Annotated in this window: 15 protein-coding genes; 12 read left to right on the forward strand and 3 right to left on the reverse strand. The window is 40.0% G+C overall.

The window, feature by feature from the left end:
- Nucleotides 1-26 precede the first annotated feature (26 nt).
- The 8 genes from IEV17_RS04755 (at nucleotide 27) to IEV17_RS04790 (ending at nucleotide 6,516) form a co-directional block, all read left to right on the forward strand.
- Nucleotides 27-470, forward strand: a complete 444-nt coding sequence (locus tag IEV17_RS04755; RefSeq protein WP_004661011.1) for a PaaI family thioesterase — start codon at nucleotides 27-29, stop codon at nucleotides 468-470.
- Nucleotides 471-565: 95 nt separating this feature from the next.
- Entirely contained in the window at nucleotides 566-1,714 is a 1,149-nt protein-coding gene (locus tag IEV17_RS04760; protein WP_004661012.1) for a DUF6670 family protein, read from the forward strand.
- A gap of 42 nt (nucleotides 1,715-1,756) precedes the next feature.
- The gene (locus IEV17_RS04765; protein WP_004661014.1) at nucleotides 1,757-2,431 is read left to right on the forward strand and encodes a glutathione S-transferase family protein; all 675 of its coding nucleotides are present in this window, start codon (nucleotides 1,757-1,759) and stop codon (nucleotides 2,429-2,431) included.
- On the forward strand, nucleotides 2,428-3,201 hold the full coding sequence (locus IEV17_RS04770; RefSeq protein ID WP_004661017.1) for an SDR family NAD(P)-dependent oxidoreductase: 774 nt from the start codon (nucleotides 2,428-2,430) through the stop codon (nucleotides 3,199-3,201). Before IEV17_RS04765 ends, IEV17_RS04770 begins: the two co-directional genes overlap by 4 nt.
- Nucleotides 3,202-3,891: an SDR family NAD(P)-dependent oxidoreductase gene (locus IEV17_RS04775; RefSeq protein ID WP_004661018.1), complete on the forward strand. Its 690-nt coding sequence runs from the start codon at nucleotides 3,202-3,204 to the stop codon at nucleotides 3,889-3,891.
- A 552-nt stretch (nucleotides 3,892-4,443) separates the two neighbouring features.
- Entirely contained in the window at nucleotides 4,444-5,202 is a 759-nt protein-coding gene (gene modA / locus IEV17_RS04780; protein WP_227554458.1) for a molybdate ABC transporter substrate-binding protein, read from the forward strand.
- A 7-nt stretch (nucleotides 5,203-5,209) separates the two neighbouring features.
- A complete protein-coding gene (modB, locus tag IEV17_RS04785) occupies nucleotides 5,210-5,896 on the forward strand; it encodes a molybdate ABC transporter permease subunit (RefSeq protein ID WP_004661021.1) in 687 nt (228 codons plus the stop codon).
- 2 nt (nucleotides 5,897-5,898) lie between these two features.
- Nucleotides 5,899-6,516 (forward strand): ATP-binding cassette domain-containing protein, encoded by a 618-nt coding sequence (locus IEV17_RS04790; protein ID WP_004661022.1) that lies wholly within the window; start codon nucleotides 5,899-5,901, stop codon nucleotides 6,514-6,516.
- Here IEV17_RS04790 and IEV17_RS04795 read toward each other — a convergent pair.
- Nucleotides 6,511-6,777: a metal/formaldehyde-sensitive transcriptional repressor gene (locus IEV17_RS04795; protein ID WP_004661023.1), complete on the reverse strand. Its 267-nt coding sequence runs from the start codon at nucleotides 6,775-6,777 to the stop codon at nucleotides 6,511-6,513. The two genes, IEV17_RS04790 and IEV17_RS04795, sit on opposite strands and share 6 nt — an antisense overlap.
- 56 nt (nucleotides 6,778-6,833) lie before the next feature.
- Here IEV17_RS04795 and dmeF point away from each other — a divergent pair, with 56 nt between their 5' ends.
- Entirely contained in the window at nucleotides 6,834-7,784 is a 951-nt protein-coding gene (dmeF, locus tag IEV17_RS04800) for a CDF family Co(II)/Ni(II) efflux transporter DmeF (protein ID WP_004661025.1), read from the forward strand.
- A 47-nt stretch (nucleotides 7,785-7,831) separates the two neighbouring features.
- Here dmeF and chrA read toward each other — a convergent pair whose 3' ends face one another.
- Both chrA and IEV17_RS04810 read right to left on the reverse strand, forming a co-directional pair.
- Nucleotides 7,832-9,184, reverse strand: coding sequence for a chromate efflux transporter (chrA, locus tag IEV17_RS04805; protein WP_004661026.1), 1,353 nt, complete (start codon nucleotides 9,182-9,184; stop codon nucleotides 7,832-7,834).
- A gap of 2 nt (nucleotides 9,185-9,186) precedes the next feature.
- Nucleotides 9,187-10,110, reverse strand: a complete 924-nt coding sequence (locus IEV17_RS04810) for a chromate resistance protein ChrB domain-containing protein (protein ID WP_004661029.1) — start codon at nucleotides 10,108-10,110, stop codon at nucleotides 9,187-9,189.
- A gap of 216 nt (nucleotides 10,111-10,326) precedes the next feature.
- Here IEV17_RS04810 and tauA point away from each other — a divergent pair, with 216 nt between their 5' ends.
- The 3 genes from tauA to tauC are packed head-to-tail and all read left to right on the forward strand — an operon-like array spanning nucleotide 10,327 to nucleotide 13,046.
- Nucleotides 10,327-11,367, forward strand: a complete 1,041-nt coding sequence (tauA, locus tag IEV17_RS04815; protein WP_171062405.1) for a taurine ABC transporter substrate-binding protein — start codon at nucleotides 10,327-10,329, stop codon at nucleotides 11,365-11,367.
- Nucleotides 11,368-11,376: 9 nt separating this feature from the next.
- A complete protein-coding gene (locus IEV17_RS04820; protein WP_004661032.1) occupies nucleotides 11,377-12,168 on the forward strand; it encodes a taurine ABC transporter ATP-binding protein in 792 nt (263 codons plus the stop codon).
- Entirely contained in the window at nucleotides 12,165-13,046 is an 882-nt protein-coding gene (gene tauC / locus IEV17_RS04825; protein WP_004661033.1) for a taurine ABC transporter permease TauC, read from the forward strand. The genes IEV17_RS04820 and tauC overlap by 4 nt, the downstream gene beginning before the upstream one ends.
- The last annotated feature ends 11 nt before the right edge of the window (nucleotides 13,047-13,057 follow it).

The raw sequence follows: 13,057 nt of genomic DNA on the forward strand, positions 1-13,057 counted from the left end.
CACAACAGCATAAAGAGATTAAATAGATGAAAACTCCAAATCAAATGACGGGTTTAGAAATCATGCAAGCATTTCAACAAGGTTTAGTACCACCACCAGGAATTGCTAAAACAATGGGTATGGAAGGTGTTGCTGAAGTTGAATATGGGCGGATTGTATTTATTGCGACTGCGGATGAAAGACATACCAATCCTTTAGGGGGCGTACATGGCGGTTTTGCTGCGACAGTATTGGACTCTGTTACAGGTTGTGCAACGCATACCGTTCTAGCAGCAGGTGAGGGCTATGGTACGACAGATTTAGCCATCAAAATGTGCCGTCCAATGCCATTTAATAAAAAACTTATTGCTGAAGGAAAAGTGATTAACGTTGGACGTAATTTGGTGATTTCCGAAGGCTATCTGCGTGATGAGGACGGAAAGCTGTATGCTCACGCCACAGCAACCAATATGATTATTCGTCAAAAATAATCAACCAAAAAGAAGGTATAAAAACCTTCTTTTTTCACTTTAGCAATTCAATTATTGAAAGAGAAATAAACATTTTTGATGAATTGAGAATAAAAATGATCTCTAAACAAATTCAATCTGAAATCCCAGTTACGGTAACAGGACGAATGTTGCCGAATAGTCGTAAAGTTAAACATGGCATTAAAGATCATGCCATCGGTTTATTGACTCAGGCAGCAAGTCGTATCATGGGGGTTGCTCGTCCGAATCAAGATATTCCGTATCCCAGTCCAGATTTTTATCAAGCCATTAATAATCCTTTTCCATTTAAAGGCACTCATTTTGGCATCATGATTGCTGATTTACCTGCACCACATTATTTTCTAAGTTTTGCTTCAATTCTTGGCATGCTTGGGTTAAAAGTGGTAGACGCTGATGCTTTCGTTGATCCTAAAGATGGACCATTAAATACAGCAGTTTTGGTTCATGGTACTGCTTTGGCAAATGAAAATGCTTTTTCGAGTTATTCGATTCAGCATGATATGCAATTTGATCCTCAAAATAATTTAATCAGATTTGGTGAGAATGCGGAAATATCAGGGCAGTATCCTCATTTTCGATTAGTGAGTCGTAGAGAAGATTTCACTGTTGATTTAAAACTCACAGCCACCGGTGCAAACTCTTGGTTTGCCCACAGTGCGATTTATCAGCACATGAGCCTATTGATGAATTATGAGGGCGAAATTAGCTATCGAGATCAGACGCAAAAAGTATCAGGTTTAGCCACATGGGAACATTGGAAAGCACCTTCATTAGCATATCCATTGAATAGAACCATTCCAAAATGGTTGAAGATTCCTGCGGATTTCTTTACTTATCAAGTTTTGACGATTGATGCAACAACACAATTATTGTTGGGCTATGTGACTATCTTAGACCATTCAATTGCAGCATTTGCGATGTTAAGACAAGCAGATGGAACAGCTATTCATTTAGATGTAGATGTACATTTTGAAGTATTGAGTTTACAAGTTGAAGCTGCGCTGGGACAAGATGGCAGTTTAATGAGTTTGCCTAAAACATTTAAGTGGCAAGTCATAGATAAAGATAAAACCTTACTTTTTGATATCAATGCTACTGTCGATACGCCAATGCTTTTTGGTTTAGCGACTGGCTATGTGGGAGGGTATCACTGGTACGGTAGTAGATCAGGAGTCACTACGCAGGGTCGTGGTTATATTGAATATATTGATCAGCGTGACTAATCTGATCGTGATAAAGACATTAACTTACAGGAAACAAAAATAATGGTTACTTTACATCAGTGGGAAATTTCACCTTTTTGTCAAAAAGTAGCAAGAATGCTGAGATTCAAAGGGATTGAATTTGAAACCATCAACTATAACGGTGTCTTGGGCGCTAAAGTTCCAATGTTGAGTAAGGTTGGGAAAGTACCTGTATTGGATATTGATGGTCAACGCATTCAAGACAGTACTCGAATTGCGCGTTACCTAGATGAGCGATACCCTGATTTACCTCGTTTGTATCCAGTAGATCCTTTGCAAAAAGCCTATGTTGAATTATGGGAAGATTGGGCTGATGAGTTGCTATATTTTTATGAAATTCATTTCCGAGTGAGTGATGCTGACGCGCTTAATCATGCTGTGGCAATTAGTGCTGAAGGTCGTCCAAAGCATGAAGTCATTTTGATGAAACCGTTACTAAAATCAGCGCTGAGTTTGCAACTAAAAATGCAAGGGACAGGGCGTATGGCAAAAGCAGATATTGAGGCTGAGTTTATTCGACATTTAGAACGCATCGAATTGGTTTTAAGCAACACAGGTTGGCTCGTTGGGGATGTGCAAACACTAGCTGATATTGCAGTTGGCTCACAACTTTTAGAAATCATGCGGACGAGTAAAGTATGGGGTGCAAAAATTAAGAGCTATCCTCACATTGCGAAATGGATTGTTCAATTATGAGTGTGCCAAGTAACAGCTTAACACTAACTGATCCTATACCATGTGCAGTGGTGATTGGTGTAGGTGCTCAGCAGGGCATTGGTGCAGCCGTCGCACGACGTTTTGCTGATGCAGGTTTAAAAGTCTATGTGGTTGGACGTACGTTGCAGAAGGTTGAAAATGTTGCTGCTGAAATTCGATTACAAGGTGGAACAGCGATTGCAAAATCTTTGGATGCTGAAGATGCTGCACAAATTCAGATTTTATTTGATTCGATTACGCATTCAGGGGAAGAGATAGCTGCAGTGATTCATAATGTTGGCGGTAATGTTCCTTCAATTTTTCTAAAAACGTCGCTCCAGTTTTTTACGAAAATGTGGCGTTCTACTTTTTTATCTGCCTATTGGGTATCGCAAAGTAGCTTAAAGATTTTTGAGCAGCAACAAAAGGGCACTTTGATCTTCACTGGAGCAAGTGCCTCAATGCGAGGAAAACCATTTTTCGCAGCATTTACTATGGGGAAGTCTGCATTAAGATCATATGCTTTAAATCTCGCACAATACTATAAGTCGCAAAACATTCATGTGGCGCATGTGGTGGTTGATGGCATGGTCGATGGTGATCGTGTTAATAAAGCTTTGTTTGGTTTAGGACGTTTGGCTCGGTTGACGCGTGGAACGGGTGGTTTAAATATTGAAGCAATTGCTGAAAATTATTGGATGCTGTATCAACAAAGTAGTGATTTATGGACACATGAATTGGACCTACGTCCATATCAGGAGCGGTTCTAAATGAAGAAAATATTCACACGATTGTTTCAATCACATTTCAAGCAACAGTCTTGTATTGTTCTCTTCGGCGATGATATTCAAGCCTTGAGCCAAATTTTTATCGAACAGCATAAGCATAAAGCAATACATGTTTATCAGGTCTTACATGATGCCAATCAAAAATCGGTAAAGATTGAATCTCAAAATTCTGAATGGACGTTTGTCTCTTTGAACTTAATCAATCAGGCGGCTTTAAAAGATTTGATGCAGCATATTCGACGGCAAGCACATCAGATTGAACTATGTATCTTTCAGCCTAGCTTTCGTCCATATCCTCAAAAAGAAACTGACTTAACTCAACAGATTGAACAGCAGTGGCAAAATACGGGATTGAGTGCAGTCAGTGTTTCACAAATTATAATCAAGCAGATGCTTCGTCAGCAAGGTGACACATTGATTTTTCTTGGAGGGCAACCGACGATGGCAGCGCATATCGATCTTCTAAGTCAAAGCATGTTTGCAGGTGTTCGAGCATTATCACAATCGTTGGCGAGAGAGTTTCATCCGAAAGGCATTCATATTGCGTACTGTACGCTGCCTGATTGGGATAGCCAAAATAGGTCATTGATGACATCGGTTCAAAATGTTTGTTGGCATATTCATCAACAACCTGAATCGACTTGGAGTCAGGAACTTAGTATTAATATTTAGCCCATGTTGCATTTGATGATAAATGAAAAGCAGCCAGTTTCTATGTGAGCTGCATTAATCATCCAATTTTTTTGGCATAGCTATTGCTTGATGCTGGTTGAAAATATCTATGCCCAGAATCTAGGAATAGATACAAAGTATTTTTCGTCTGATTCGTTCTTGAAACATATTTAACGATATTTCTTGTATTTTTGGAGTGAAATCTTTTGCTTATCGCTATGTTTTTGAGAATATATCGTTAAGTATGAAGTATATTTTATCGTTCTGATTTCAATAAAATTAGAATCTTTAAAATGCGACCTTTGCAAAAGGGGAAAAGGTTTCATAATTTGGATTGCACTAAATTGAGTTGTTTTTAATTTTTGCACCAAACTGGGAAGAACTCACATTAGGTGAAATCGAATTTCATCATGCTGTGAGATTTTATTTTGACTCATAACATCATCAAAAATAGCAAAGTACTAATCTCTGTTATTTTTAGCATATTTTTATCTTTCGATATGTTTTTTAAAATATATCGATTTATGAGGGAAAAGTGGCATGTCGATCAATATGAAAGCGATCCGTGTTTTATGTACTATCTTTGGTTGTAGCGTATTTTCTAGTAGCAATGTTTTTGCGAATGAGTCTGTAACGGTCTATGCCGCAGCAAGTTTGACCAATGCGGTGAATGAATTAGATACAATCTACGAACAAAAAAATAAAGTTGAAGTAAAGACTTCTTATGCGGGTTCTTCAACGCTGGCTAAGCAGATTGAAGCAGGTGCGCCAGCTGATGTATTTATTTCGGCAGATGTGCAATGGATGGATTATTTACAGAATAAACAATTGTTATCAGCAAGTGATCGTGTGAATTTACTGGGTAATCGTCTAGTGGTGATTACTCCGAAAAACCACCCAATTAAATTGAAAATAGATAAAAGTTTTGACCCTACCAAAGTTGTTCAAGGTAAACTCTGTACTGGCGATACCAAAAGTGTGCCCGTGGGGAAATATGCAAAGCAAGCACTTACATCATTAGGATGGTGGGATAAACTTGAACCACGTTTGGTGGAAACAGAAGATGTACGAGCTGCTTTGAATTTTGTAGCGCGTGGTGAATGTCAGGTGGGTATTGTGTATGCGACCGATGCTGCAATTAGTAAAGATGTGGTAGTCGCAGGTATATTCCCTGAGTATACGCATCCACCGATTATTTATCCGATGGGTCTCGTCAAGAAGAATGCTGAGTCGATGAAATTCTATAAATTTTTACAAAGTAGTCAGGCAAAGACAGTATTTAAAAAATATGGTTTTAGTGTACTCAAGTAACTGAATCATGATACTGACTCCTGAAGAACTCGATGTACTCAAGCTGTCATGTAAAGTGGCAGCAACCTGTCTTATCTTTAGTTTGATTCCTGCTATTTTGATTGCTTGGGTTTTGGCTCGAAAAGAGTTCTGGGGAAAATCACTGTTTGAAACTGTGGTGTTTTTACCTTTGGTTTTACCTCCTGTCGTACCTGGTTATTTGCTATTGCAGTTGTTTGGCAATCGAGGACTTTTGGGGCAATACCTTGCACCCTTGGGTTTAGAGTTTGCTTTTAATTGGAAAGGGGCTGTGTTGGCTTCTGCAGTGATGGGCTTTCCTTTATTGGTGCAATCAATTCGACTCGCGATTGAACTGGTCGACCAGCGTTTAGAAATGGCTGCAAAAACTTTAGGTGCATCTTCCTTCGGGGCATTTATGCAGGTGACATTACCTCTTGCCAGTAGTGGTATTTTGGTGGGGAGCATTTTATGTTTTTGCCGAAGTTTGGGTGAGTTTGGTGCAACCATTACTTTTGTTGGCAATATTGCCAGTGAAACACGTACCTTACCTTTAGCAATGTATAGTCTGATGCAGCAGCCTGATACTGAAGCCGCAGTATGGCGATTGATTATCTTGTCTTTGTCTGTGGCGTTTTTTGCATTATGGTTTGCGCAATGGTTCAATCGTTATCAAAAAAATAAGCGTGGGCATTAACGATGATTGATTGTCATATCCAACTCAAACAAGGGCAATTTGATCTTGATCAACGCTTTCAGTCTGATCAGTCCGTGATTGGTTTATTTGGGGCTTCTGGTTCAGGCAAAACTACGATCTTACATAGCATTGCAGGCTTAGTTACGCCGCAAGCAGGTTGGATCAAAATCAAAAATCAAACATGGTTTGATCAGGCACAGAAAATTAATCTGAGTACACAACAACGGCGTATTGGTCTTGTCTTTCAGGACGCGCAGTTATTTCCACATAAAAACGTCAAGCAGAATCTATTGTTTGGATTTAAGCATATTCAACCGCAGCAACGTCAGTTTGAACTGGACTATATTATTGAGTTACTCAAGTTAGAACATCTGATTGAGCGAATGCCCATCAAGCTATCTGGCGGGGAAAAACAGCGTGTCGCATTGGGACGAGCATTGCTGTATTCACCACAATTGTTGTTATTAGATGAGCCACTTTCTGCATTGGATGCAGCACATAAAGCAGAGATCATTCCTTTTTTTCAAAGGGTCAAACAGGAATTAGGCATTCCAATGTTATATGTCAGCCATGATAAATCTGAGATTGAGCAGCTCACTCATGAAATTTGGTATCTATAAATAGCGCTGTAATAAAGCCAGAAATTTCTGTACTTCCTCCTCATTGACCTGATCAACATCTTTTAATACATGCTCTTTCAAGTGCAATTCCATCAATTGATTCATTAAACCATTGACTGCACCTTTGACCGCAGCAACTTGCTGTAATACCTCTATACATGAACTTTCAGGATTTAATAAAGACTTTTCTACCGCCGTCATTTGTCCTTGAATCCGTTTCACGCGATTTAAAATTTTCTTGTCATGGTGTAGATGAGACATACTTTTTTTCCAAAAAAATATATACTAGGGGGGAGTATATTTAAAAGCTAAAATAAATGCAGCATACTAACCTAGAACGCCGTCATTCTCATCAGTTTGATCAAGGAAATCCTTTAGCACAAAAAAGAATTCTCATCGCCACAATCTTGACCGCCATTATGATGGTGTTTGAAATCTTAGGGGGATGGTTGTTTAACTCAATGGCATTGCTCGCTGATGGTTGGCATATGAGCTCGCATATGTTGGCTTTAGGTCTAGCTTATTTTGCTTATCGAATGGCACGTCGCTATGCCGATGACCCACGCTTTAGTTTTGGGACATGGAAAATAGAAATACTCGCAGGTTATAGCAGTGCGATTTTGCTGATGGTGGTTGCCTTATTGATGGGGATTCAGTCCATCGAACGATTATTTCATCCTGTCACGATTCATTTCAATGAGGCCATTCCAATTGCAGTCATTGGGCTGATCGTCAACCTGATCTGCGCATGGTTGTTACATGAGGATGGGCATGAACACCATCACCATCATTCACATGAGCATCATCATGACGACCATCATCACCCACATGATCACCATCATCATGATTTAAATCAAAAAGCCGCATTTCTACATGTGGTTGCGGATGCAGTGACTTCCGTTCTCGCGATTATTGCCTTATTTGCTGCGAAATATTTTAGCTGGAATTTTTTAGATGCCTTGCTTGGAATTATTGGCGCATTATTGGTTGCCAAATGGTCTTGGGGACTTATACAAGAAACAGGAAAAACCTTAATTGATGCTGAAATGGGGCATCCTGTGGTGCAAGAAATTAAAGAGGTGATTGCCGAATTTCCACAAGTTGAGATTACAGATTTACATGTTTGGAAGGTCGGAAGAGGCAAATTTTCTTGTATTCTTGGATTAGAAACAGCGATGTCTGACCTTAATCCTGATCAAGTCAAAGCTGCATTGGCAATTCATGAGGAAATTGTGCATGCGTCAGTGGAAATTCATCATATTGAATAGATTGGAATAACTAGAGTTGATTCGTGAATCAACTCTAGTGCGAATTTTTATACAAATAGGTACAGAACTAAACCACAAAGTGCAGAAGCGAAAATCACATAAAGCACATTGATTTGGAATTTAAACAGCGCAATCATTGCAGCAATTGTGATGATTGCCGCTTCATAATTAAAAGCGTGATCGAAACCCTGTGGCCACAACACATGATAACTAAAGAAAAGTGCCAGATTGAGAATAACCCCCACGACAGCAGCAGTAATTGCCGTAAGTGGTGCAGTAAATTTAAGTTCATTATGGGTGGATTCAATAATCGGAGCACCTGCGAGAATGAATACAAAGGAAAATAAAAAAGTAAACCATGTGACAATGACAGCGCCTAGTGTACCTGCCAAGAACAGATGATCTGCACCTAACAAGGCATGATTAAAGCCCCCCACAAATCCAACGAATGCAACCACCATAATCAGTGGGCCTGGGGTACTTTCACCCAATGCCAGTCCATCAATCATTTGGGTTGGACTGAGCCATGCATAGTGATTCACCGCACCTTGATAAACATAAGGTAATACAGCATAAGCCCCACCAAAAGTCAGTAATGCAGCTTTGGTAAAGAACCATGCCATTTGGGTATAAGCATGTTGCCATCCTAAGCTTAGGGTTAAACTGATCATTGGGATGCACCATAACAATGCTGCGATAACGAGGATTTTAGTCAGTTGAGTCCAACGGAAAATAGCATGAGCAGGAGGAGGCGTATCATCATCAATTAGGGCAGCACCATAATGTTTTTGATTACTTTGATGAGCACTTTGAGTTGCAAATAAGTGCGGTTGCTTTTTACTCAGTAAATAGCCCAGTATCGCGGCACTCAATACAATCAATGGAAAGGGAATATTGAAGAAAAAGATCGCGATAAAAGCAGCAGCGGCAATCAAATATAAGAAATTATTTTTGAGTGAGCGACTGCCAATACGATAGGTTGCATGAAACACAATCGCCGTGACCGCAGGTTTGATGCCGTAAAATAATCCAGCAATAATCGGCACATCACCAAACTGAACATAAATCCATGACAGGGCAATTAGAATAAATAAAGAAGGAAGAACAAACAGAATGCCTGCAACTAAGCCACCTGCGGTTCGATGCATCAACCAACCAATATAAATGGCGAGTTGTTGTGCTTCAGGGCCAGGTAAAAGCATGCAATAGTTGAGTGCATGTAAGAATCTTTTTTCAGAAATCCAACGTTTCTGTTCGACCAATTCTTGGTGCATCACTGCAATTTGACCTGCTGGCCCACCAAAACTAATAAAGCCTAATTTCAGCCAAAATAAAAAAGCTTGCCAAAAAGAGATGCTTACTATGGGGTGGTCTGGTGGGGTGATTTGTTGTTGTTGCATGACTATTCTCGAAAAAAATTGGCATATAAGCCATCAAAAACGTAATTGGATAATTCTAATAATTGCTGATCATCTTGGATTTTACTTCTTAATCCCTGAATCACTTTTTCAATTCCAATGGCTTCAGGTGGTTCAACACCACCAACATCAAGAAAATGCACAATCTCTGCAATTTTCTTTAATGCAGGTTTTTGATGTAGTGAGAAGCTATGCAACAGCACTTCAAAGGTAACTAAATGCTCAATATGGCTAAACGTAGCACCATCAAAGTCAAAGCCTAAAGCAGATGATGGGCAGTCTGTTGGCGCTTCTAACCAGAGGAATGTTGCATGAGGGTCAATAAAGTTTTGAATCAGCCAAGCCGAGGCTAAGCGGTCAATCCAAGGTCGTTTTCGAGTCGCCCATACTCTGTTTTGAAAATTTTCTTGCAGCAGTGTTTGGATATTGCCTTGGTTCATCTGAGGTTCATTGATTTCGCCTAGACGTAGAATAATTTGTTCAAGGCTATTTATTTCATTGCTGGTCTGTGTTTTGGCTTCTGTTGGGAAAAAGTCAATTTCAATAAGTGATTCAAGGTTTTTGCGTAATTTACGAATCTGTTTTAGGGATTCTTTTTTATTGATTTCATTTAGATTTTCTCTTAACCCAATCAATTGCTGATAAAGCAAATCATATTCATCTTTGCGACTAAACATTTCAGCCAAACTGAGCTGTTCTGTCGAAGTCGTTTGAAAAATATAGGCTGTACCATGCTCTGAAATGAGGTCATTCGCGATTGGTGTAAATTTTTCTGAATGCTCAGCAGGTAAGAGGTAAACACCGTCTCTGAGTGTTGCTGCGCCACTTGCTTTAATTGACCGCCATACTCGCATACGGGCAGTGGTGCTTTGAGTGGGGAGTGATGAAATGAGTAATGATATATTCATGTAATATATTCAACAAATTTGTTATATATATTACATATAAAATTAATTTTATAAATCTAAAAATTGCATATATTCATGTGTTTTATATCGAAGTGATTTGAAAAATAGATGACAGAAGTCCAATTATTTTGATTTCTATATCTTAAAAAAACATAAATAACGCATTTTTTCTTATTTTTAATCATAAAGCTAAATACATACCATAAGCCTATATTGTTGAAAGATCATCTAATTATGGGCATCAAGAACTCTAAGTCGTTAATTGTTACAGCGATCGTCCTTGTGGCGATTGTTGCTTTTATTGTCTATCAAAATCAAAAAGATGCTACGCCTGTTCAGTCTAAAAATAACAAGGCTGTGGTAATTGCCTATCAGACTGGTGTGGATCCAACCAAGGTTGCACAAGCCAATGGTGATTATGAACGTGATAGTAATCAAGCAATTCAATGGCGTAAATTTGATGCAGGTTCAGATGTGGTCAATGCATTGGCTTCGGGTGATGTGGTGATTGGGAATATTGGTTCTAGTCCTCTGGCTGCAGCTGCAAGTCGTGATTTACCAATTGAAGTCTTTCTGGTGACGGCTAAATTAGGTGGTTCAGAGGCATTGGTGGTGAGTAACAAATCAGGCATCAAAAACCCTCAAGATTTGATTGGCAAAACCATTGCTGTACCCTTCGTTTCTACCACACATTACAGCTTATTGTCAGCTTTAAAGCATTGGAATATTGCAGATAATCAAGTCAAGATTATTAACTTACGTCCACCTGAAATCACAGCAGCTTGGGAACGTGGTGATATCGATGCAACTTATGTTTGGGAACCTGCTTTAAGTAAAGTCAAAGCCAGTGGTCATGTATTAACAGACTCAAAACAGGTCGGCGAGTGGGGTGCACCAACCTATGATTTATGGGTAGTCCGTAAAGATTTCGCTGAGAAAAATCCAGAGTTTTTAAAGGCCTTTGTGCAAACCAGCTTGAAACAAGTTGAGGCGTACCAGAAAGATCCAAAAGCATTTGAGCAGAATGCTGACCATATCCAGAAAATCGCGCAACTGACGGGTTCTGATGTAAAAGATATTCCATTGTTGCTTTCAGGAAATATTTATTTGGATCGTCAGCAGCAACAAGCGACTTTATCAGGTGAGTTTGCCAAAAATATTTTCGACACCGCAACTTTCTTAAAGAGCCAAGGCAAGGTCGATCAAGTGAAGCCTGATTATCAAGATAATGTGACCACCAATTTCTTACAGCCATAGGAGATCGAAATGAGCGTATTAGCTGCGGAGCATCTTCATTTAACTTTTCCAAAGCAGACCGTACCTGTCTTGCAAGATATCAATCTGAAGATTGAAGAAGGTACGTTGACTGTGATTTTGGGCGAGTCGGGTTGTGGGAAAACAACATTGCTGAATATTTTGGCGGGTTTTCAAAAGCCAAGTTCAGGTCAGATTACACTGGACCATGAAGTGGTGACTGCACCTGATGCGCGCCGTGCGGTGGTGTTTCAGGATCATGCTTTACTACCTTGGTTAAATGTCTCTGAAAATATTGGTTTTGCTTTACAGCTTAAGGGTTTAAAAGCGCAAGAGATTCAGCAGCAAGTCGATGCAATCTTAAAAATCGTGGGCTTAAGCCATGTCGCTCAAGCCAATATTTGGGAATTGTCGGGTGGTATGAAGCAACGGGTGGGGATTGCACGTGCATTGGTGAGTCATGCTGCGTTTATTTTGTTGGATGAACCTTTTGCTGCGCTTGATGCCTTTACCCGTGAAACCATGCAGCAGTTGGTGCTGGATTTGTGGATTGAACAAAATAAGTCTTTCTTCTTGATCACGCATGATATTGAAGAAGCTTTGCTGCTGAGCAATCAATTGGTATTGATGACTGCTCGTCCTGGCAAAATTGTCGAAACCTTAAAATTAGATTTCGCGGAACGTTATAAGCAAGGTGAATCGATTCGTGCGATTAAATCGGATCCTAAATTTATTCAATTACGTGAGCAATTATTTGAACGCCTACGTGTGCAGAAACAAGCAGGGCATGAGGTGGCTGTATGACAGGGCAAGCAAAGAATACAGCCTATGAGGTGAGTAAGGTCGAGGAACTACAATCGACAAACCAAGCACAGTCGGTTTCGTTTTTTAGTCCAATTGGTGCTTTTTTTACACGCCATCGTAGTTTAGCGCTGAGCCTTTCCAGTGTCTTGAGCGTATTGGTGATCTGGTATTTGATCACGGCATTAAAAATTGTCCCGAGTCTATTTTTGCCGAGCCCACAAGCGGTATGGCAAAAGTTTCTTGAAATCAGTCAACAAGGCTTTATGAAAGCGACTTTGTGGCAGCATTTGGCCGCGAGTATTTCTCGTGTTTTGTTGGCTTTAGTGGCTGCGATTGCGATTGGTGTACCTTTAGGTTTATGGATGGGTTTGAACAAATGGGTGCGCGCGGTGCTTGATCCATTGGTTGAGTTATTACGCCCGATTCCACCTTTGGCCTATTTGCCATTATTGGTGATCTGGTTCGGGATTGGTGAAACCACCAAAGTGCTTTTGATTTTCTTTTCGATCCTTGCACCTGTGATTATCAGCAGTACGCATGGTGTACTCAGCCATCAGCTCAATCGTGAACGTGCTGCTTTATCTTTAGGGGCAAGCCAATCACAAGTGTTTTGGCATGTGATTCTGCCGACCGCCTTACCGCATATTTTAACGGGTATTCGTATTGGTTTGGGTGTGGGCTGGTCGACTCTAGTGGCTTCGGAATTAGTCGCAGCAGATCGCGGTATTGGTTTTATGGTGCAGTCTGCGGCACAGTTCCTGATTACTGATACAGTGGTTCTCGGCATTATTGTGATTGCGATCGTCGCGGTTAGTTTTGAATTGTTTTTGCGTTGGTTACAGAAGCAATTATCTCCTTGGTATGGCCAACAGTTATAAGTGTGAGTAGT

It is taken from the genome of Acinetobacter modestus, assembly GCF_014636095.1.
GTDB lineage: Bacteria > Pseudomonadota > Gammaproteobacteria > Pseudomonadales > Moraxellaceae > Acinetobacter > Acinetobacter modestus.

Coding starts and splice junctions, on each gene's coding strand:
- IEV17_RS04755 (WP_004661011.1), top strand. CDS start 27: ATGAAAACTCCAAATCAAATGACGGGTTTAGAAATCATGCAAGCATTT.
- IEV17_RS04760 (WP_004661012.1), top strand. CDS start 566: ATGATCTCTAAACAAATTCAATCTGAAATCCCAGTTACGGTAACAGGA.
- IEV17_RS04765 (WP_004661014.1), top strand. CDS start 1,757: ATGGTTACTTTACATCAGTGGGAAATTTCACCTTTTTGTCAAAAAGTA.
- IEV17_RS04770 (WP_004661017.1), top strand. CDS start 2,428: ATGAGTGTGCCAAGTAACAGCTTAACACTAACTGATCCTATACCATGT.
- IEV17_RS04775 (WP_004661018.1), top strand. CDS start 3,202: ATGAAGAAAATATTCACACGATTGTTTCAATCACATTTCAAGCAACAG.
- modA (WP_227554458.1), top strand. CDS start 4,444: ATGAAAGCGATCCGTGTTTTATGTACTATCTTTGGTTGTAGCGTATTT.
- modB (WP_004661021.1), top strand. CDS start 5,210: ATGATACTGACTCCTGAAGAACTCGATGTACTCAAGCTGTCATGTAAA.
- IEV17_RS04790 (WP_004661022.1), top strand. CDS start 5,899: ATGATTGATTGTCATATCCAACTCAAACAAGGGCAATTTGATCTTGAT.
- IEV17_RS04795 (WP_004661023.1), bottom strand. CDS start 6,777: ATGTCTCATCTACACCATGACAAGAAAATTTTAAATCGCGTGAAACGG.
- dmeF (WP_004661025.1), top strand. CDS start 6,834: ATGCAGCATACTAACCTAGAACGCCGTCATTCTCATCAGTTTGATCAA.
- chrA (WP_004661026.1), bottom strand. CDS start 9,184: ATGCAACAACAACAAATCACCCCACCAGACCACCCCATAGTAAGCATC.
- IEV17_RS04810 (WP_004661029.1), bottom strand. CDS start 10,110: ATGAATATATCATTACTCATTTCATCACTCCCCACTCAAAGCACCACT.
- IEV17_RS04820 (WP_004661032.1), top strand. CDS start 11,377: ATGAGCGTATTAGCTGCGGAGCATCTTCATTTAACTTTTCCAAAGCAG.
- tauC (WP_004661033.1), top strand. CDS start 12,165: ATGACAGGGCAAGCAAAGAATACAGCCTATGAGGTGAGTAAGGTCGAG.